The 20,400-nt window shown below is 71.9% G+C and carries 16 protein-coding genes; 7 read left to right on the top strand and 9 right to left on the bottom strand.

Going from position 1 to position 20,400, the window contains the following annotated elements:
* The 3 genes from PSH25_RS04065 to PSH25_RS04075 all read left to right on the top strand — a co-directional run.
* Positions 1-1,293: LiaF domain-containing protein (locus tag PSH25_RS04065; protein ID WP_238657718.1), on the top strand; the 1,293-nt coding region annotated here is incomplete at its 5' end.
* Positions 1,290-2,090 carry a hypothetical protein gene (locus tag PSH25_RS04070; RefSeq protein WP_238657730.1) on the top strand — a complete coding sequence of 267 codons (801 nt, stop codon included), beginning with the start codon at positions 1,290-1,292 and terminating at the stop codon, positions 2,088-2,090. The genes PSH25_RS04065 and PSH25_RS04070, both read left to right, overlap by 4 nt.
* Positions 2,091-2,259: 169 nt before the next feature.
* Positions 2,260-3,513, top strand: a complete 1,254-nt coding sequence (locus PSH25_RS04075) for a phosphatidylserine decarboxylase (RefSeq protein ID WP_238657719.1) — start codon at positions 2,260-2,262, stop codon at positions 3,511-3,513.
* Positions 3,514-3,571: 58 nt separating this feature from the next.
* Here PSH25_RS04075 and PSH25_RS04080 read toward each other — a convergent pair whose 3' ends face one another.
* From PSH25_RS04080 to PSH25_RS04090, 3 genes are all read right to left on the bottom strand, one after another.
* Complete coding sequence (locus PSH25_RS04080) at positions 3,572-4,522, bottom strand: CDP-alcohol phosphatidyltransferase family protein (protein ID WP_238657720.1); 951 nt, start codon at positions 4,520-4,522, stop codon at positions 3,572-3,574.
* Between the two features lie 346 nt (positions 4,523-4,868).
* Positions 4,869-5,831 (bottom strand): NUDIX hydrolase, encoded by a 963-nt coding sequence (locus PSH25_RS04085; protein ID WP_238657721.1) that lies wholly within the window; start codon positions 5,829-5,831, stop codon positions 4,869-4,871.
* Positions 5,832-6,538: 707 nt separating this feature from the next.
* Complete coding sequence (locus PSH25_RS04090) at positions 6,539-7,489, bottom strand: NUDIX domain-containing protein (RefSeq protein ID WP_238657722.1); 951 nt, start codon at positions 7,487-7,489, stop codon at positions 6,539-6,541.
* Positions 7,490-7,632: 143 nt separating this feature from the next.
* On the opposite strand from PSH25_RS04090, the gene PSH25_RS04095 reads away from it, so the two are divergent.
* A complete protein-coding gene (locus PSH25_RS04095; RefSeq protein ID WP_238657723.1) occupies positions 7,633-8,001 on the top strand; it encodes a PspC domain-containing protein in 369 nt (122 codons plus the stop codon).
* A 7-nt stretch (positions 8,002-8,008) separates the two neighbouring features.
* Here the strand turns inward: PSH25_RS04095 and guaA are convergent, their stop codons facing one another.
* Both guaA and PSH25_RS04105 read right to left on the bottom strand, forming a co-directional pair.
* Positions 8,009-9,565 (bottom strand): glutamine-hydrolyzing GMP synthase, encoded by a 1,557-nt coding sequence (gene guaA, locus PSH25_RS04100; protein ID WP_238657724.1) that lies wholly within the window; start codon positions 9,563-9,565, stop codon positions 8,009-8,011.
* Between the two features lie 66 nt (positions 9,566-9,631).
* Positions 9,632-11,329, bottom strand: coding sequence for an FAD-dependent oxidoreductase (locus PSH25_RS04105; protein ID WP_238657725.1), 1,698 nt, complete (start codon positions 11,327-11,329; stop codon positions 9,632-9,634).
* A 146-nt stretch (positions 11,330-11,475) separates the two neighbouring features.
* On the opposite strand from PSH25_RS04105, the gene PSH25_RS04110 reads away from it, so the two are divergent.
* Positions 11,476-12,594, top strand: a complete 1,119-nt coding sequence (locus PSH25_RS04110; RefSeq protein WP_238657726.1) for an LCP family protein — start codon at positions 11,476-11,478, stop codon at positions 12,592-12,594.
* A gap of 7 nt (positions 12,595-12,601) precedes the next feature.
* Here PSH25_RS04110 and PSH25_RS04115 read toward each other — a convergent pair whose 3' ends face one another.
* Together PSH25_RS04115 and PSH25_RS04120 are read right to left on the bottom strand one after the other, a co-directional pair.
* Positions 12,602-14,059, bottom strand: coding sequence for a M1 family metallopeptidase (locus PSH25_RS04115; protein WP_238657727.1), 1,458 nt, complete (start codon positions 14,057-14,059; stop codon positions 12,602-12,604).
* A gap of 110 nt (positions 14,060-14,169) precedes the next feature.
* Positions 14,170-15,576 (bottom strand): M1 family metallopeptidase, encoded by a 1,407-nt coding sequence (locus PSH25_RS04120; protein ID WP_238657728.1) that lies wholly within the window; start codon positions 15,574-15,576, stop codon positions 14,170-14,172.
* A 211-nt stretch (positions 15,577-15,787) separates the two neighbouring features.
* On the opposite strand from PSH25_RS04120, the gene PSH25_RS04125 reads away from it, so the two are divergent.
* Positions 15,788-16,903 (top strand): sugar phosphate isomerase/epimerase family protein, encoded by a 1,116-nt coding sequence (locus PSH25_RS04125; protein WP_238657729.1) that lies wholly within the window; start codon positions 15,788-15,790, stop codon positions 16,901-16,903.
* A 71-nt stretch (positions 16,904-16,974) separates the two neighbouring features.
* Here the strand turns inward: PSH25_RS04125 and PSH25_RS04130 are convergent, their stop codons facing one another.
* Both PSH25_RS04130 and guaB read right to left on the bottom strand, forming a co-directional pair.
* The gene (locus PSH25_RS04130) at positions 16,975-18,093 is read right to left on the bottom strand and encodes a GuaB3 family IMP dehydrogenase-related protein (RefSeq protein ID WP_124778268.1); all 1,119 of its coding nucleotides are present in this window, start codon (positions 18,091-18,093) and stop codon (positions 16,975-16,977) included.
* Positions 18,094-18,123: 30 nt separating this feature from the next.
* Complete coding sequence (gene guaB, locus PSH25_RS04135; protein ID WP_091406429.1) at positions 18,124-19,686, bottom strand: IMP dehydrogenase; 1,563 nt, start codon at positions 19,684-19,686, stop codon at positions 18,124-18,126.
* A gap of 186 nt (positions 19,687-19,872) precedes the next feature.
* Between guaB and PSH25_RS04140 the strand changes: the two genes are divergently transcribed.
* Positions 19,873-20,292: a DUF5319 domain-containing protein gene (locus PSH25_RS04140; protein WP_030337860.1), complete on the top strand. Its 420-nt coding sequence runs from the start codon at positions 19,873-19,875 to the stop codon at positions 20,290-20,292.
* The last annotated feature ends 108 nt before the right edge of the window (positions 20,293-20,400 follow it).

A 20,400-nucleotide genomic window follows, 5' to 3' on the forward strand; every position in this document is an offset into this window, starting at 1 on the left:
CGCGTCCCGGGTTGTTCCCTCCTCGGCCGTGGTCGCTCCCGCATGTCCCCGGTGCCGGGGTTCGTCCTGGGCATCCTGGTCGCGGCCAGCTTCGCGTACATCGTCACCGCAGCCTTCCGCGCGGTGCTGCTCGGCGCGGCCATCCTGGTCGCCGGCGCGCTCCTGCTCAACCGGGACGGCCGCAACCCACGGCCCGGCACCCCGGGCGGTCCGCCACCCGCCGCACCGCCCGGCAACCCGGCCGGTCCGGTCGTGCCACCGGTGACCTGGCCCGCACCGTCCTACGGCGCGGCGCCGCCGACCGGCCCGGCGGTGACGCCGCCGATGTTCAGCACCGATCCGGGGTACGCCACCGCGACGACGGGGGCAGCGCCCACCGTCACCATCCCGGCGTACGACGCGCCGCCGACCAGCGCGGCGCAGCCGGTGTCCGGGATGGGCCCGGTGTCCGGGCAACCGGCCGGCACGACGGCCGCCCAGCCCGGCTGGCCGAGCGCCGCGATGCCGAGCGTTGGCTGGCCGTCGGCACCGGTGAGCAGCACACCCGCTGCTCCGGCCGGCTATCCGACCGCCCCGCCGCCCTCCGGTTACCGCGCCCCGTTCGCGCCGCACGGCCCGTACGCTTCCCCGCCCCCGGCCGCGCCCGCCCCGCCCAAGCCACCGAAGCCACCGAAGCGCCCCAAGGAGCGGTCGCCGCTCGGCGCGGTGACCTTCTCGCTGATCTTCCTGGTGCTCGGTCTGGTCGCCCTGCTCGACCTGCTGGACGTCTTCGCCATCAGCGCCTCGGCGTACTTCGCGGCCGCGCTGGCCACGATCGCGCTGGGGCTGCTGGTTGGCACGTGGTTCGGGCGGGCCCGCTGGCTCATCGCGCTCGGTCTGGTGACCGCGGCGGCGCTGGGCACGGCGACCGTCGCCGAGTCCTACGACCGGATTCGGGGTGTCGACGGCGCGGTGACCTGGGCGCCCACCGACTACCGCGACCTGGCCGACCGGTACGAGAACAGCTTCGGTGACGCCGTGCTCGACCTGCGCGGGATCGACTTCGCGAAACGGGACAGCCAGGTGACCGTGGCCGTCAACTTCGGCCAGGCGACAGTGGTCGTGCCGCCGAACGTCGACGTCACCACCGTGGCCGACGTCAACGCCGGTGATGCCACCATCTTCGGCAACCGCTCCGGCGGGCTGGACGGCCGCCTACGGGAATCCACCGACGTCGGCGCGGACGGGCCCGGCGGCGGAACCCTGCGCCTCTACATCCACGTCAATGCCGGCAACCTGGAGGTGACCCGGTGAAGGCTCACCGCACGGATCTGGTGTCATTCGCGTTCGGGCTCGTGTTCCTGGCGCTGTCCGCCTGGTGGCTGCTCGCCCAACTGCTCGGGCTCGCGCTGCCGCCGGTCGGCTGGTTCCTGGCCGGCGCACTCATCCTGATCGGGGTCTTCGGGCTGGTCGGCGCACTGCGCTCGGGCCGCCCGAGCCAGCCGGAGCCGACCGTCGAGGCCGGTACCGCCGGTGCCGGGGGTACCGCCACTGCCGCCGAGGCCGTCGCGCCGGTCTCCGGCACGTCCGTCTCCGGCGCACCGGTCTCCGGTACGCCCCTGCCGGTCTCCGGCGCCGCCACGTCGACCTCCGGCGCGGCCCTGCCGGTCTGGGAAGCCGAACGGTCCACCTGGGACGCTCCCGCCTCGGACCCGACGCTCGTCGCCCACCCGACCCTCACCTCCGACCCGACGCTCACCTCCGACCCGACGCTCACCTCCGACCCGACGCTCACCTCCGACCCGACGCTCACCTCGGACCCGACGCGCTCCGCGGACCGGACGCTGGAGACGCCGACCACCGAGGTGCGGGGGGAGGACGCGCCGTCCACCGACGTGATCCACCCGGCCTGGCTGGCACATCCGCCGTCGGAGCCGCCGGCCGAGCCCGTCCCCGGCCAAACCGGCAACGGAGACGAGGAGCCCACCATCGGGAACCTCGCCCGCCCGACGCCGTTCGGCGAGGACGAGCCGACCCGGTCCAACCACCCGGTCGAGGCCGTCAGCGACCAGCCGGGCGACGAACGGGAGGGTCCGCGCAGGGACGCCTGACCTCGGGCACCTGGCCGCGTCGGTCCACCGCATCCCCACGGCGGTGCGGCCGGCGCGGACGGACGCATATGCTGGCCGGTGGAGATCTCGCCTCCGCCGGCCGGCCCGTCCCGCCCATGGCGGTCCCGCCGCGATTCCCGTCTCTACCCCCGTCAGGAGCCCGCCCGACATGACCCAGTCCCCCGCCGTGCGTACCACCGGCCGGTCCGGTCCGGTCCGCATCGGCGAGCGAGCCGCCCGTACCCTCGTCGCCGAGCTGGCCCGGATCAACGACGCCAAGGCCGCCCTGCTGGTCGGGGTGAACCCGGACTCCGCGGTGCTGGCCGCGGCGGTCGAGGCGCTGCTCCCCGGTGACCGGCTCACCGTGGTGCCCGCCGAGCCGTTCGGTGCCGCGGCGCTCCGCGAGCACGTCACCGCCCAGGGCCGCTGGGTCGCCGACCGGGTGAGCGTCGTCGACACGCTGGCCGAAGCCGAGGCCGCCGTAGTCGTCATCGCCGGCGAGGTGTTCACCGGCACCGCCGAGGCGACCCGCAGCGGCATCGAGGGGTTGGCCAAGTACCTGACCGACGGGGCGGTGCTGAGCGTGGCGACCGTCGCCACGCCCGGCCGGACCGAGGGCGCCGCCGCCGAGTTGGCCCGACAGGATGCCCTCTACGGCGTCGGCGCCGACCTGGTGCTGCGCAACCCGCCACCGGTGCGGGTCTACCGACTGCGGTTCACCCCGGCCAGCCCGGCCACGGCCGACAGCCTGGCCCCCGCGTACCGGCCGTCGAGTGTGCCGGTGACCCGCGGCATGCACATCGACTCCAACGGCGTGGCGGCGGCGGGCATCGCACTGGGCCTCGCGGCGCTGACCCGGGTGGCGCGCCCGTCGTCCAAGCTGTGGCTGCTGCCGGCCCTCGCCGCCGGGCCGGTCGCCGCGTTCTTCCGGGATCCCGAGCGGGACGTGCCGGAGGACCCGAGCGCCGTGGTCGCCAGCGCGGACGGCAAGGTCCTGTCGGTGCAGCGGCTGCACGACGAGCGCTTCGGCGACGGCGAGTGGCTACGGATCGCGGTGTTCCTGTCGGTGCTGGACGTGCACGTCAACCGCGCCCCGGTCGCCGGCAAGGTGGTGGACTACTTCGTCGCCGACGGCGGCTTCGTCAACGCCATGAAGCCGGACGCCGAGCACAACGTCGCCGCGTACACCGTGCTGGACACCGCTCGCGGCACGGTGGTGATCGCGCAGCGGACCGGGCTGATCGCCCGCCGGATCGTGCAGCGCGCGCCCATCGGCGCGCTGCTGGCCAAGGGTGAGCGCTTCGGGCTGATCCGGTTCGGCTCCCGGACCGACGTCTACCTGCCCGCCGAGGCCGCGGAGCCACTGGTCGGGCCGGGCGACAAGGTGGTCGGTGGGTCCACGGTCATCGCCCGCTGGCGCTGACCCGCGAACGCAGAACGGGGCGCCGCTGTCCGCGGCGCCCCGTTCCGTTTTGCTCAGATCAGGCGGTACGACGCTGCCGCAGCCAGAGAACCGGCCCGCTGACCAGGTAGCCCACCACGATCAGGGCGAACGTGAGCCGGATGTCGACAAGCGCGCCGATCACCGGAGCCAACCAGAGCCACGGCGGCAGCTTCACCAGACGGGCGAGCTTGGCGTACGGGAAGCTCGACACCATCGCGAAGGCCAGCAGCGCCACCCCGGCGACCAGCACGGCGCCGGGCACCGGCAGGCCGATCGCCACGGTCACGGCGAGCACGGCGGCCGCCATGGTGGTGGGCACACCGCAGAAGAACCGGCCGTCCTTCGGCGAGACGTTGAAGCGGGCCAGCCGGATCGCGGCACACGCCGCGACCAGGGCGCACGCCACCGCTGCCGCGGCCGTGGAGACGGAGCCGGCGAGCGAGGCGTAGACCACGACCGGCGCGGCAAGGCCGAACGAGCACATGTCGGCCAGTGAGTCCATCTGCGCGCCGAACGGGCTGGCCACACCGAGCCGCCGGGCCAGCGCGCCGTCCAGACCGTCGAAGCCGACGCAGGCGATCAGGCAGAGCGCCGCGATGCGCACCTCACCCTGCATGGCCAGGAAGATCGCCAGCATGCCGAGCATCAGGCTGGCCAGCGTGCAGGCATTCACCAGGCCGAACTTCATCCGGCGCGCCATGGTGCGCTCGCCGGGGAGCAGCGGGATCGACCCGACCTCGTCGGCCTGCACCATCTGCGGCATCGCCGGGCTGACCGGCATGACCGCTTCGATGCCCGCCCGGTCCAGGCCCAGTGTCGGGTCCACACCCAGTGTCGGCCGGCTCAGCCGGTCGAGGCCGTAGCGACGACGCTGCCGGTCGGCGTACCGGTGCTCGGTCGGGGCAAGGTCACCCGGGTGCAGGTCGCCGTCGCGGCGACCCACCCGGACCAACAGCACCTGGCGGGCGAACGTGCTGCTGCGGCGCAACCGGCCCGCCCAGCGACGCCCTGCGGGGCGCGGACTGTCAGTAGTACGACGCCGGCGCCATGGGGCTCTCGGCACGTTTTCCTCCATCACCGGATCTGCTGGCCGCCACGTGGCGGGTGCCCGGCTGTCTCGTGCCGGACCTTGCATGGCCCGGCAGCCGTTTTGCGGAGTACACCATCGCATAGGGGAACATGGCTTGGCGATAGCTGCCGGCGGTACTTGTATCTGGCTTAAACCGCTCGAACCGCTCGCTTGTTCCCATCCCGGGCTTCATCGCCCGTTTCCTCCATCATTCCCGCCTTTGACTGTACCGGAGGGTCACCATCGCGGCTCACCGAGCGGGGTGCTATCGGCCGCTCTGTCCGATTGCCACGGCAGCGATGTCGCTCAACGGCAGGTCAACCGCCTCGGCCCGGGTGAACCAAGCCGCCCGCGCCGTCGACCCTCCGGCCGACTCGGTGACCACCGCGTCAGTAGGTACGTCCACCAGCACCCGATAGATCACCCGTACGCCATGCCAGTCCAGAGGCCGGCCCTCCGGGCCCAGTGCGGCCGGATTGTGCAGGTTGTTGACCCCAAGAAGCTCCACGACCCGGCCCACCTGCCCACCCTCCTCGACCAACTCCCGCAGCAGCCCGGTGGCCGGCTGCTCACCGTGATCGGTGCCACCGCCGGGCAGATGCCACAGGCCGGCCCCCGGATAGCCCTCCGCGATCTGCGTGAGCAGGATCCGCCCAGCAGGATCGGTGACCAGCCCGTACGCCCCGAAGCGCAGCCGACGATCAGGGTGCGGCGGCGGGAACCGGTCTCCCGATCGGCGCGCCCCGGGCGGCAGTGGAGTGACCGGCAGGCCGAGCGCCTCGGCCGTGAACGGGGTCAGCGGCAACTGCGCCACCTCCGCCAGCGAAAGCCAACAAGCCCGATCAACCAGACCAGCCGCGACCGCAATGGAGGCCCCCGCCAGCGAGGACGCTGCGGCGGACGAGCCCCGCAACCCGCCCTCGACACGCGCGCCGCGGGGCGTGCCGAGTTCGAACAGCAGCCGGTCGGTGTGCAGGGCGACCTTGTCCTCGGAAAAGGTGGCGACATCGGCAACCACAGCGAGTAGCCGGGTCACCGTCACCGTCAGCCCGACCTGGTCGGCAACCTCGCGGACCACGGCGTGCGTCGGGTCCTCAGCATGCCCAACGGCACCGCCCGGCAACCGCCAGAGCTCGGGAAACTCACCCTCCACCCCGTCCCGAACCACCAAGACCCGGCCCGCATCCCACACAAGCCCATAGGCCCCAACCCGCCGCGTCAGTTGCACCCCTGCCACCCCCCGGTTTCGCACAGACCCGTTGATCATGAAGTTATCGCCATCCATCTCGCGCCCCGACAATAAACTCATGATCAACGTGAGACAGCGTGCGGGAAACTGGCAGAGCTGGCGAGCCGAGGCCGCCCGGGCCGAGCGAGCACCCACAGGCCATGACCGTTTAGACCCATAAGAACGGCTTACCTGATTCGCCTGGCTGTCCGCTTCACTCCATTAGCCCTCATTGTGGAGTCCATTCGCGTCGCGCCAGTCGAGACGAGCAGTGATCAACTCGGCTTCACGGAAGGCGCGGCATCCCAGCGCACGCGTGTCCGGTTTTGCGGCGTGATCGACTCGGCTTCCTTGAAAACCCGGTGTCCGAGCGAGGCGGAAAGCGCGACTTCCGTGAAAGCGAGTGGATCACGGGGCGGCTTCGGGTGGGCCGAGGACTGCCGGCCCGGAGCGCCCGTGCGGATGGTCCCTGCGGGGCGTTCCGAGCCCAAGATCGCGCAACATCCAGGATGTAGTGGCATCGGGGCGTCGATGAGGCCACTACATCCTGCTTCGAGCACGATCTTGCCGAGCCGCGAGCCGCCAGCCACGAGCCGCCAGCCACGAGCCACGAGCCACGAGCCGCCAGCCACGAGCCACGAGCCGCGAGCCGCCAGCCACGAGCCGCCAGCCGCCAGCCGCTAAGGCGGCTGACGGAGCGGGCGGGGTCAGGTGAGTTGAGCTGCTTGGACTGCCTCGGCGGTCACTTCGGTGAGGCGGTCGGTGGGGAGGGCGCCCAGCTCCTCTCGGCCGAACCAGCGGGCCTCGCAGGTGGAGCCGCCCACGTCGGCCACGGTCAGTGGGTTGGGCTGGTCGACGACGACCCGGTAGAAGGCGCGTACGCCGTGCCAGTCGATCGGGTAGCCCTCGGGGCCGAGCGAGGCGGCGTCGCGGTGGCTGGCGACTCCGAGCAGCTCGACGAGGCGACCAGCTTGGCCGGTCTCCTCGACCAGTTCGCGGATGAGTGCCGCGCCGGGCTGCTCGCCGTAGTCGGTGCCGCCGCCGGGCAGGTGCCAGCAGCCGGCGCCGGGGTAGCCGTCGGAGATGCGGGTGAGCAGTACTCGACCGTCGGGGTCGGTGCAGACCGCGTACGCGGCGAAGCGCTGGGCCCGGTGCAGCCCGTCGGGGCCGGGCACGGCGTAGAAGGACGGGAACTCGGGTGCCTCGTCGGGCACCACGTCGGCCGACGATGCGGGCAGCCCGAGGGCGCGTGCGGTGAACGAGCGCAGCGGCAGCTCGCGCGCCTCGTCGAGGGTGTACCACCGGGCCAGGTCGGTGGGGCGTTCGCCGACCCGGTCGGCGAGGGTGCCGCCGCGCACGACCACCCGGTAGATCAGCCGGTCGGTGTGGATGGTGATGCCGCGGTCCGGGAGTGCCCGCATGTCGGCGAGCACGTCGGCCAGGCCGGAGACGGCGACCGAGAGGCCGGTTTCGGCGGCGGTCTCGCGAACGACCGTGTGGTTCGGGTCCTCGCCGTGGTCGACCGCCCCGCCGGGGAGGGACCACGCGCCGGGGGTGCCGGAGCGCTCCGATGCGCGGACCAGCAAGACTCGGCCGCTTGAATCAGCGCAAACTGCGTATGCCGCGATCCTGCGGAGCGGCTTGAGCAAGGTGGTCACGGGAGCAAATTCTCCCCGGGCCGGGTTACCGGAACGGAAAAGAGTCGGATTCCTGACTATCCAGTCCCGGTCAGGGATTGGTCAGGGTAAGGATCCGGGCGGTCACCGAGGGCGGGCCGGGCGCCAGCGCGGACCGTGGGGGTATGACATCGACCACCGCTCCCCGCGCCCCGTACAAGCAGCTTCGGCGACCCACCACCGACCGCATGGTCGCCGGGGTCGCCAGCGGCGTCGGCCGCTACTTCGCCGTCGATCCCACCCTGGTCCGGGTGATCTTCGCGGTCACCGGCCTGCTCACCGGCGGGCTCGCGCTGTTCGCGTACCCGATCATGTGGTTCTTGATGCCGGAGGAGCCCACCGGCGCGCCGGCCTGGCCGCACGCGGCGGGCGTCGCGCCGCAGCACGGACCGCCGCCCACCGCCGGGCCCGCGCCCGGCGGGCCACCGCAGGGGTACGCCCCGACGCCGCCCTACCCGCCGACGACCCCGTCCAGCACGCCGCCGGCCGCCTGAGCGGCGTTCACTCCCACTCGATGGTGCCCGGCGGCTTGCTGGTGACGTCCAGGACGACCCGGTTGACCTCGGCGACCTCGTTGGTGATCCGGGTGGAGATCCGGGCCACCACGTCGTAGGGCAGCCGGGACCAGTCGGCGGTCATCGCGTCCTCGCTGGAGACCGGGCGCAGCACCACGGGGTGCCCGTAGCTGCGCCCGTCTCCCTGCACGCCGACGCTGCGCACGTCGGCGAGCAGCACCACCGGGAACTGCCAGACACCCCGGTCGAGGCCGGCGGCGGTCAGCTCCTCGCGGGCGATCAGGTCGGCCTGGCGGAGCAGGTCGAGGCGCTCCTGGTCGACCGCGCCGATGATCCGGATGGCCAGGCCGGGGCCGGGGAACGGGTGCCGCCAGACCATCGCCTCGGGCAGGCCCAGCTGGAGACCGAGCGCCCGGACCTCGTCCTTGAACAGGGTGCGCAGCGGCTCGACAAGCGCGAACTTCAGGTCCTCCGGGAGCCCGCCGACGTTGTGGTGGCTCTTGATGTTGGCGGTGCCGGTGCCGCCGCCGGACTCCACCACGTCGGGGTAGAGGGTGCCCTGGACGAGGAACTCGACGTCGCCGTGGGCGGCGATCTCGCGGGCCGCCGCCTCGAAGACCCGGATGAACTCCCGACCAATGATCTTGCGCTTCTGCTCCGGGTCGGTCACCCCGGCGAGCGCGCCGAGGAACCTGTCGGCGGCGTCGACCACCTTCAGCTTGATGCCGGTGGCGGCGACGTAGTCCTTCTCCACCTGCTCGGCCTCGCCGGCACGCAGCAGGCCGTGATCGACAAAGACGCAGGTGAGCTGGTCACCGACCGCCTTGTGCACGAGCGCCGCGGCGACGGCCGAGTCCACCCCGCCGGAGAGGCCGCAGATGACCTCCTTGTCGCCGATCTGGGCGCGGATCCGGGCGACCTGCTCGTCGATGATGTTCTCGGGCGTCCAGGTCGGCTCGATGCCGGCGATGTCGTAGAGGAAGCGGGTCAGCATCTCCTGGCCGTGCGCGGTGTGCCCGACCTCCGGGTGGAACTGCACGCCGGCCCGACGCCCGGCGAGGTCCTCGAAGGCGGCGACCGGCGCGCCCGCCGACTCGGCAGTCACCGTGAAGCCCTCGGGCGCCTCGGTGACGCAGTCGCCGTGGCTCATCCAGACCGGCAGGTCCGCCGGCAGGTCACGCAGCAGCACACCGGGGTCGAGGAGGCGGGGGCGCAGTGGGGTGCCGCCGTACTCACGGTTGCCGGTCCTGGTGACCGTGCCGCCGAGCGCCTGGGCCATCGCCTGGAAGCCGTAGCAGATGCCGAAGACCGGCACGTCGGCGTTGAACAAGCCCGCGTCGATCTGCGGCGCGTCCGGGGCGTAGACGCTGGACGGGCCACCGGAGAGGATGATCGCGGCGGGGTTCTTCGCCAGCATCTCGGCGATCGGCATCGAGTGCGGCACGATCTCGGAGTAGACCTTCGCCTCACGGACCCGGCGGGCGATGAGCTGGGCGTACTGGGCTCCGAAGTCCACCACGAGGACGGGGCGAGGCAGGCTCATGTGCACGAAGCCTACCGACAGTCACGGCCGCTGCCGGCACCGGCTCGCCGTGGAGGCCGGCGGGGTTCAGGAACGCAGCGCGCCCGGGGCGTCCGCCGGGACGGCCGGGTTCTGCGGGGGTACGGGTGCGAGGCGGCGGTACGGCGAGCCGAGCGCCGGGCGGGGGTCCGGCTCGCCCCGGTTGGGCCAGTAGGACATCGCCCGTTCGGCCTGGGCGGTGATGGTCAGCGAGGGGTTCACGCCCAGGTTGGCCGAGACGGCGGCGCCGTCGACCACGTGCAGCCCGGCGTGCCCGTACACCCGGTGCCAGGGGTCGATCACCCCGTCGGCCGGGGTGGCCCCGATGACCGCTCCGCCGAGGATGTGCGCGGTCATCGGGATGTCGAAGGGTTCGGTGAGCGAGCCGCCGGGGGTGCCGCCGATCTCCTCGGCGAGCATCCGGGCCGCGGTGTTGCCGGCCGGGATCCAGGTCGGGCTGGGCGTGCCGTGGCCCGGGCCGGTCACCAATCTGCGGCCGAGCGGGCCACGCCGCCACCGGGTGGTCAGCGAGTTGTCCACCGACTGCATGACCAGGGCGATCACCGTCCGTTCCGACCAGCCGCGTACCGACAGCATCCGCGCCGCCAACCGGGGCTGGCGCACGATACTGCCCAGCCAGCGGCGTACCCGGTGTGGGCCGCCGTCGACAAGCAGCGACTGGAGCAGCCCCATCGCGTTGGAGCCCCGCCCGTAGCGGACCGGCTCGATGTGCGTCTGCGGGTCGGGGTGGAACGAGCTGGTGATGGCCACCCCCTCGGTGTAGTCCAACCGCTCGGACCGGGCCCGTCGGCGGGGCACCGAGGCGCCGAGGATCGCCTCCGAGTTGGTCCGGGTCAGCTCGCCGAGGCGGGGCGAGAGCCCGGGTAGCGCCCCGTCGGCCCGCATCGCGTGCAGCAGCCGCTGGGTGCCGAGCGCCCCGGCCGCGAAGACCACCTGGTCGGCGTGGATGACCTGCCGACCCTTGCGCAGCCAGGAGCCGGTGCGTTCGGTGTGCACCTCGTACCCTCCGCCGTCGGCGGGCCGGACCGCGGTCACCGTGGTCAGCTGCCCGACCGTGACCCCGAGCCGTTCGGCGAGCCAGAGGTAGTTCTTCACCAGCGTGTTCTTCGCCCCGTGCCGGCAGCCGGTCATGCACGAGCCGCAGTGCAGGCAGCCGGTGCGTTCCGGGCCGGCACCGCCGAAGTACGGGTCGGCGACCCGTTGGCCGGGCCGGCCGATGTGCACGCCCACCGGGGTGGCGTGGAAGGTGTGCCCCACCCCCATCCGCTCGGCCACCGCGCGCATGGCGCGGTCCGCGCCGGTTTGCACCGGGTACGTGTTGACGCCGAGCATCCGTTTCGCCTGGTCGTAGTGGTGGGCCAACTCGTCGCGCCAGTCGGTGATGTCCCGCCACTGCGGGTCGTCGTAGAAGGCCGGCAGCGGTTCGTAGAGGGTGTTCGCGTAGACCAGTGAGCCGCCGCCCACCCCGGCGCCGGAGAGCACCAGCACCCCGCCGCCGGACCGTCGGTCGGCCGGGCGGAGCAGGGTGAGTCGTTGGATGCCGTAGCAGCCCAGCCTCGGTGCCCAGAGGAACCGGCGGACCCGCCAGGACGTCTGCGGGAACTCGTCGTCGGCGAAGCGGCGGCCGGCTTCCAGCACCGCGACCGAGTAACCCTTCTCGGCCAGTCGGAGCGCGGTGACGCTGCCACCGAAGCCGGACCCGATGACGACCACGTCGTACCGCATGGACGCATCATTACTCGCGAGTAGCGCTCGCGCCAGCGGCACTTTTCGCGCGATCATGCTCCGGCCGACCGACCCCGGCGCCTCCCGGCCGCAACCGGGAGCACCCGTCGGAGCGTTGTTCACCAGACGGGTGGAAGGAATCCAAGATGGTTCTCGGGTCGATGGCGCCGCGCCGACGGTGGCTGCTGCTGGGGCTGGCGGCCCTCGCCGTCGTCGCGCTGATCGCGGGCGGCACGGTGGTGATCACCCGGCTGACCGGCGACCACAAGCCGGGCGGCGCGCCGGTGGCCGGCTCACCCACCCCGTCACCGGTTGGCACGCCGACCCCGAGCCCCAGCGGTCCGCCGCCGGGCGCGGACATCACCGGCCCGCTCAACCTGCTGCTGGTCGGAGTGGACACCCGGGTCAGCGTGCCCGGCTGGGAGCCGCACGGTGACGCCGTGCTGGTGCTGCACGTACCCAAGGGGTTGGGTCGGGCGTACCTCTTCTCGCTCCCCCGCGACCTCCTGGTGGACATCCCGGCGTTCCCGAAGGCCGGCTACAAGGGCGGCAAGACCAAGCTCACGCACGCCATGAGCTTCGGCAGCCGGGTGCCGGGCAAACCCAAACAACCCAGCACAGCCCAGGGGTACGAGCTGCTGCGCAGCACGGTCAGCGGCTACACGGGGCTACGCATCGACGCGGGCGCGGTGCTCACCTTCAACGGGTTCGACCGGCTGGTCAACGCCCTGGGCGGGGTGGACATCTACGTCGACCAGCGGGTCGAGTCGCTGCACCGCCGACCGGACGGCAAGTACCGGGAGAGCGCGCCGGGCGGGTACAAGGGGCCGCAGCAGGTCTACGAGAAGGGCGACCGGCACCTCAACGGCTGGCAGGCGCTGGACTACGCGCGGCAGCGCTACATCACCGGCGGTGACTACGCACGGCAGCGTCACCAGCAGCAGTTGATTCGGGCGATGACCCGCAAGATCCTGGACGAGGGCCTGGCCCGGCAACCGGAACGCGTCGACCAGGTGGTCTCCGCGCTGGGCGACACGCTTGTCTACGTGGGCGGGCGCCGGATCGTCGACATCGCGTACGCCCTCGGTGGCCTGCCGGAGAACCGTTTCACGCTGGTCGGGCTGCCCGGTTCCGGCGTCGGCAAGGGCAGCGCCTACCGGGGCGAACAGCTGACCACCGAGGGCCGCAAGTTCCTCACCGAACTCCGCGCCGGCCGCGCCGACGCGTACCTGGCCGCCCACCCCGCCCTGGTGGTCAAGAACTGACCGCGGCTCAGAGCCGCTTGGGCAGGGCGGGCTTCCTGGTGTCGTAGAGCCAGGCGTCGAAGATCGCGTCGAGCTGCTTGCCGGAGATCCGCTCGGCCAGGGCCACGAACTCGGCCGTGGTGGCGGTGCCGTCGCGCTTCTCCGCCGCCCAGGTCTTGACGATCTCGAAGAATGCCTTGTCGCCGACGGCCACCCGCAGGGCGTGCAGGGTCATGCCGCCGCGCTGGTAGACCGACTCGCTGAAGAGCTTCTCCGCACCCGGCTTGCCCGGCGGTGTCCTCCACACCTGCGCGGACATCTCGGCGTACCGGCTGTCGAACGCCTCCTTGGCGGTGTACGCCCCGGTGTGCTCGGCCCAGAGCCACTCCGCGTACGTCGCGAAGCCCTCGTTGAGCCAGATGTCCTCCCACTTGGCCAACGCGACGCTGTCGCCGAACCACTGGTGGGCCAACTCGTGGGCGACGACCTCGGTGTTCTCGCCCTGCCGGAAGAAGCTCGCCGCGTAGACCGGTCGGCTCTGCGTCTCCAGCGCGTAGGAGATCCGGCTGTCGGAGATCACCACCCCGCCGTACGCGTCGAACGGGTACGGCCCGAACACACTCTCCAGGTAGTCGGCCACCTCCACGGTCCGCGCGATGGACGCGTCCGCGTTTCCCTTGGCCTCGGTGGTGGTGACCGCGTTGTAGACCGGGCGGCCCTTGTGCTCGCCGGTGGTGATCCGGAACTTGCCGATCACCAGCGTGCTCAGATAGCTGGCCATCGGCGACTTCTCCGACCACTTCCAGGTGGTCCAACCGCCCGTACTGGCCTTGCCGCCGGGAACGCCGTTGCTGATCGCGGTCAGGCCGTCCGGGACGGTGACCTCGAAGTCGTAGGCCGCCTTGTCCGACGGGTGGTCGTTGACCGGGAACCAGGTGCTGGCCGACTCGGGCTGGCCCAGCGCGATGGCACCGTCGGCGGTGTGCAGGAAGCCGCCGTCACCGAGCGCCTCGTTCTTCAGCGGCTTCGGCTTGCCGGCGTAGGTGATCTCGGCGACGAACCCGTTGCCGTTGATCAGACCGGAAGCCGGCTTGATCACCAGCTCGTTCCGCTTACGGCTGTGGGTCGCCGGTGCGCCGTCCACGGTGACCGCGCTGACGGTCAGGCCGGCCAGGTCGAGGTTGAACGTCGACAGGTCGGCGGTCGCGGTGGCCCGCACGGTGGTCGTACCCGTCAACTGGTCCTTGGCCGGGTCGTAGCGCACCTTGACCGTGTACCGCGCGACGTCGTAGCCGCCGTTGCCGTAGGTCGGGAAGTAGGCGTCGCCGATCCCGTCAGCGCCCGCGGTGAACGTCCGCGACGGCGTGGGGGACGCGCTCGGTGGTAACGCCGCCTCCGGGGCTGTCGAGTCGCATCCGGACAGTGCGAGCGCACCGGTCACCAGCAGGCCGGCACCCATTCGCAGTCTGTGCCGCGTCCCCCGCATCCCACACCCTTTCCGCACGGTGGCCGGTTACGGCCTCCGCCGCTCCGCGCGAACGGGCACCTACCCGCCGTTCGCAGGCGGCAGCATATCGACCGGGCGGCGGGGCCGGGTCACGGCAGTGTGGGGGCCGACCCACCCACCAACCAGGCGTCGAAGAGCGGACGCAGTTGCCGCCCGGCGACCCGCTCGGCCAGCGCGACGAGGTCCGCGGTGGTCGCGTTGCCGGCCGCCCGCTCGCTGGTCCAGGTGCGCAGGATGCGGAAGAAGAGGTCGTCACCGACGGTCCGGCGCAACGCGTGCACGGCGAGCGCCCCACGCTTGTAGACGGCCGTGCCGAACATCTGCTCCCGGCCCGGCTCGACCGACGGCTGGGCCCAGTCGGTCGCCGCGTACTGGATCTCGAAGTTGCGCTGGGCGGTCCGGCCGCCGTCGTGCTCCTCCCACAGCCACTCGGCGTAGCTGGCGAAGCCCTCGTTGAGCCAGATGTCGCCCCACCTGGTCAGTGACACGCTGTCGCCGAACCACTGGTGCGCCAACTCGTGCGCGACGACGCTCGGGTTCGGCTGGTCGTCGGAGAAGAAAGCCGGCCCGTAGACCGGCCGGGACTGGGTCTCCAGCGCGTACCCGATCCGCTCGTCGGCGATCACGATCCCCCCGTACGAGTCGAACGGGTACGGGCCGAAGCGGCTGGCCAGGAAGTCGACGATCGCACCGGTGCGGGCCAGCGAGGTGGCCGCGCCGCCAGTCGCCGGCAGGCTCGCGGCCACCGCCGTGACCATCGGCCGGCCGGCGTGGGTGCCGGTCACCACCCGGTAGTCACCGATCACGAGCGTGCTCAGGTAGCTGGCCATCGGGGCGCGCTCCGACCAGCGCCAGGTGGTCCAGCCGTCGGCGCTGCTCTTCGGCCCGGGTACGCCGTTGCTCAGCGCGGCCAGGCCGTCCGGAACGGTCACCGCCAGGTCGTAGGTGGCCTTGTCGGACGGGTGGTCGTTGACCGGGAACCAGGTGGCGGCCGAGTCGGGTTGGCCGAGCGCCACCGCGCCGTCGGCGGTGTGCAGGAAACCGCCGCTGCCCAACGCCCCGTCGTCGACGGCCGTGGGGACGCCCGCGTACTCGACCGTCACGGTGAACTGCCGGCCGCGCGGCAGGCCGTCGCGGGGCGTCACCACCAGCTCGCCGTCGCCGCGCCGGTGCTCGGCCGCCGCGTCACCCACGTCGACAGCCCGGACCTCCAGGCCGACCAGGTCCAGATTGAACCGGGACAGGTCCTGGGTGGCGGTGGCCGTGATGACGGCTCGACCGGTCAGCCGGTCGGTCGACGGGTCGTAGCGGACGTCGAGGCCGTAGTGCCCGACGTCGTACCCGCCGTTGCCGTGCCCCGGCACGTACGGGTCGCCGACGTCGGCCGCACCGGGCCGGAAGCCGTCGCGGTCGTCACCCGTACAACCGGTGGCGGCCAGCCCAATCGCGCAGGTCAGCGCGGCGGCGACGCGCAGTCTCCGTCCGGTCAGGACCATGCCCACCCCTCCTGCGGCGCTGCGGCCTTGCCCGGCGCTGCGGCGTTCCGGTCAGGACGAGCGTAGTCAGCATCGTCGGCCGCGCGGCCGGTATCGACGATCATCAGTGACTTTCGTTGAATCGAACAAAAGCTGCCGTCGATCGAACCTTTCTTTCGACTTAGACCGACGTTAGTGTCTGTCTCCGACCACCGTCGCGAAAGGTGGAACCATGCCAGACCACACCGCCCCCGACGCCACCCCCACCGGCCGGCTCAGCCGCCGATCCCTGCTCGCCGCCTCCGCCGGGGCTGCCGCCGCGATCGGCGCGGCCGGATTACCCGTCCTCGCCACCGGCACCCCGGCACTCGCCAACCCCGGCAACGCCAGCAAGCTGCGGGTCGAACCGCTGATCCCGGCCAAGAACCGCGGCATCATCCTCTACAGCGTCCGCGACCGGATCACCGCCGCGCCCGACGACAGCGGGGTGCCGTACGGCTTCGAGCGCGTCCTCGCTCGACTCGCCGAGATCGGCTACAAGGAGATCGAGTTCGCCGGCTACACCCAGAGCACCGAGATCCTCGGTCGGCAGATCACCCCCGCCGAGATCCGCAAGATCCTCGACGACAACGGTCTGGTGGCCAACGGCACGCACGCCTCGATCCAGCCGGCCACCTTCCAGCAACAACTGGACATCGCCGAGGAACTCGGCATGAAGAACATCGGCACCGGCAGCGACCCGACCAGCAGCGCGTACAAGGCCGAGTGGGACGCCGCCGCGGACATCTGGAACGAGCTGGGCCGGCAGGCCAGGGCCCGGGGCATGCGGCTCTACACGCACAACCACGACGCCGCGTACAGCTTCCTGATCGACCGGGGCCCGCGCGACGCGCAGGGCCGGCAGACCCGGTCCTCCGGCATCCGCCGACTGGAGTACTTCTTCGAGATCACCGACCCGCGGTACGTCTTCTTCGAGCTGGACATCTACTGGGCCTACGTGGCCCGCTACAAGCACCAGAAGTACGTCAACCCGGCCGGCCAGGAGGTGACCGACCTGTTCGACCCGATCCTCACCGTGGCCGACCGGACCACCCGGTTCCCGCTCTTCCACGCCAAGGACGGCGACCGGGACACCAGCGTGCCCAACGGATACCAGATGACCCCGCTGGGCGACGGCGACCTCAACTTCCAGCAGTTCTTCCAGACCATCGGTGAGCGCAACTTCCACCACGCCAACTGGGAGATGGACACCGCCCCCGGCGGCGCGGACAACAAGGGCCAGTCGCTCGACTTCGCGGCGACCAGCTACCGCAACATGTCCGACCTGACCATCTACCTGGAGAAGTGACTCCCGGCTGAACGCGACGAAGGCCGGCCCCGCCTGCTGCGGGGCCGGCCTTCCGGCGTCTGACGGATCGGTCAGCGGTCGAGGACCAGACCGACCTTCTGGAACTCCTTCAGGTCGCGGTAACCGCACTTGGCCATCGCCCGCCGCAGCCCGCCGAACAGGTTGAGCTGACCGTCGGCCTCGTCCGCCGGCCCGAAGAGCAGCTGCTCCATCGACCCGAGCGGCTCACCGGAGACCTCGAAGGCACCCCGGGGCAGCGACGGGTGACTCGCCGCCGAGTGCCACCAGGCACCACCGGCGGGGGCCTCGTCGCACAGCGACAGCGGCTCACCGAGCATCACCGCGTCCGCGCCGCAGCCGAGCGCCTTGGCGATGTCGCCCGAGGTCTGGATGTCACCGTCGGCGATCAGGTGCACGTACCGGCCGCCGGTCTCGTCCAGGTAGTCACGGCGGGCCGCCGCGGCGTCGGCGATCGCGGTGGCCATCGGCACCCGGATGCCCAGCACCGACTCGGTGGTCGACCACTCGTCACCACCGATGCCCACGATCACCCCGGCCGCGCCGGTACGCATCAGGTGCAGCGCCGTCTTGTAGTCCGTGCAGCCACCGACGATCACCGGCAGGTCGAGGTCGGCGATGAACTCCTTGAGGTTCAGCGGCTCGTCGGTGGTCGACACGTGCTCGGCCGAGACGATGGTGCCCTGGATGACCAGGATGTCCACCCCGGCGTCAAGGATCACCGGCGCCAGCGCGAGGGTGTGCTGCGGGGAGACCCGCACCGCCACCGTGCCGCCACCGGCGCGCAGCTCACGGACCCGCTCCGCGATCAGGTCCGGGCGGATCGGCTCGGCGTACACCTCCTGGAGCCGCTTGGTGGCGCGGGCCTCCTCGTCGAGGCCGGCCAGCTCGTCCAGCACCTTCGTCGGGTTCTCGTAGCGGGTCCAGAGCCCCTCGACGTTGAGCACGCCGAGGCCGCCGAGCTGACCGAGACGCACCGCCGAGGACGGGCTCATGGTGGCGTCGGAGGGGTGCCCGACGCACGGGATGCCGAACGGGTACGCGTCGAGCTGCCAGGACGTCGACACGTCATCGACGTCCCGGGTACGGCGGCTCGGCACGATGGCGATGTCGTCCAGGTGGTAGCCGCGCTGCGCGGTCTTGCCCAGCCCGATCTCGACCACGTCACGCATGGGGGACTCCAGGTGGTTGGGGGTGATGGGTCAGCGGGTGTGGTAGTTGGGCGCCTCGACGGTCATCTGGATGTCGTGCGGGTGGCTCTCCTTCAGGCCAGCCGCGGTGATCCGGATGAGCTGGCCCCGGCGGTGCAGATCGGGGATGTTCTCCGCACCGGCGTACCCCATGGCCAGTCGCAGACCGCCGACCAGCTGGTGGGCCACCCGGGAGAGCGGCCCCCGGTAGGGCACCTGACCCTCCACGCCCTCGGGGACCAGCTTGTCGTCGCTGAGCACGTCCTGCTGGAAGTAGCGGTCCTTGCTGTACGACTTGGCCTGGCCCCGGGACTGCATCGCGCCGAGCGACCCCATCCCGCGGTACGTCTTGAACTGCTTACCGTTGACGAAGATCAGCTCGCCGGGGCTCTCCTCGCAGCCGGCCAGCAGACTGCCGAGCATCACCGTGTCGGCGCCGGCCACCAGGGCCTTGGCGATGTCGCCGGAATACTGGATGCCGCCGTCGCCGATCACCGGCACACCGGCCGGGCGGGCGGCCCGGGCCGCCTCCATGATCGCGGTCACCTGCGGCACGCCGACCCCGGCGACGATCCGGGTGGTGCAGATCGCGCCCGGCCCCACACCCACCTTGACGCCGTCCGCGCCCGCGTCGACAAGCGCCTTCGCGCCGGCGTACGTGGCCACGTTGCCGCCCATGATGTCGACCGTCACGTCGGCCTTGAGCCGGCGGACCATGTCCAGCACGGCCCGCTGGTGGCCGTGCGCGGTGTCCACGATCAGCACGTCGACGCCCGCGTCGACCAGAGCACGGGCCCGCTTGTAGGCGTCCTCGCCCACACCGATGGCGGCGGCGACCCGCAGCCGGCCGGCGTCGTCCTTGCTGGCGTCCGGGTACTGCTCGCTCTTCGTGAAGTCCTTCACGGTGATCAGGCCGCGCAGCCGACCCGAGTCGTCGACGATCGGCAGCTTCTCGACCTTGTGCTGACGCAGCAGCGCCAGGGCGTCGTCCTTGCTCACCCCGACCCGCGCGGTGACCAACGGGGTGTGGGTCATGATCTCGCGGACCGGCGTGTTCGGCTCGGAGACGAACCGCATGTCCCGGTTGGTGACGATGCCGACCAACTGGCCGTCGCCGTCCACCACCGGAACGCCGGAGATGCGGTAACGCCCGCACAGCTCGTCGACCTCGCGCAGCGTGTCGTCCGGGCTGGCGGTCACCGGGTTGGTGATCATGCCGGACTCGGAGCGCTTGACCAGGTCGACCTGGAGGGCCTGGTCCTCCAGGGAGAGGTTGCGGTGCAACACGCCGATGCCGCCCTGGCGGGCCATGGCAATCGCCATCCGGGCCTCGGTCACCGTGTCCATCGCGCTGGACAGCAGCGGAATGGACAACTCGATGTTGCGGGTGAGCTTCGTCCGGGTGTTGACCCGACTGGGCACCACGTCCGACTCGCCCGGCTGAAGCAGCACGTCGTCGAAGGTGAGGCCGAGCGGAACCACCCGTGCGGAGCCGGCCGGCAGCTCGGGCAGGTGGCCGCCCAGGTCGGCGTGCTCGACGCCGGCCGGAAGATCGGTGCTGGGCGAATTTTCCACGATTGCTCCCCTGAGCTGCTCGGATGGGCTTCAGCGAGGTGGCGCGGGCGGGCACCGGAGCGCGCCACGGTGCCGGCACGTCGCCTCATCGTACCCAGTGAGCTGGGCGACCCGTCCGTGGCGGGCCGGCCCGGCGCGGAGGCCGGGGGGCGGACGTTCGCGCCGGGTTGGGTCTACGGTGAGGGGGTGCACGACGAGCCCATCGACCCGTTCAATGGCGACCCGGCCGATCCGACCGCGGGTCTGGATGACCCGGGCGATGACGCGACGCCGGATCCGCTGACCGACGTCGAGCGGCAGGATGTGCTGGAGGACCTCGCGGATCTGGAGATCTACCAGGCTCTGCTGGCCCCAATCGGGGTCCGCGGGCTGGTGATCGAATGCGAGGACTGCCGCGAGCCGCACTACTTCGACTGGGACCTGCTCCGCGGCAACCTGCGGCACCTGCTCAACTCCGGTCGGCCCCGGGTGCACGAGCCCGCGTACGACCCCGACCCGGACCACTACGTGACCTGGGACTACGCCCGGGGGTACGCGGACGGGGTGCACGACACCCTGTCCGAGGGCACCGAGGACGAGCCGGGCGCTCCCACCGCCACCAAGTGACGCCGCCGCGCGTCGGGTGACCCGCTGCTGCGCTGCGTACCCCGGCTGCCGTGAAGCGCGGCGTTGCCCTGCGGCCGCCGCGGCGTGCCCCGGCGTGCGCCCACGCCA

Origin of the sequence: Micromonospora foliorum (genome assembly GCF_022229015.1) — a bacterium.
In the GTDB taxonomy this organism is placed as follows: Bacteria; Actinomycetota; Actinomycetes; order Mycobacteriales; family Micromonosporaceae; genus Micromonospora; species Micromonospora foliorum.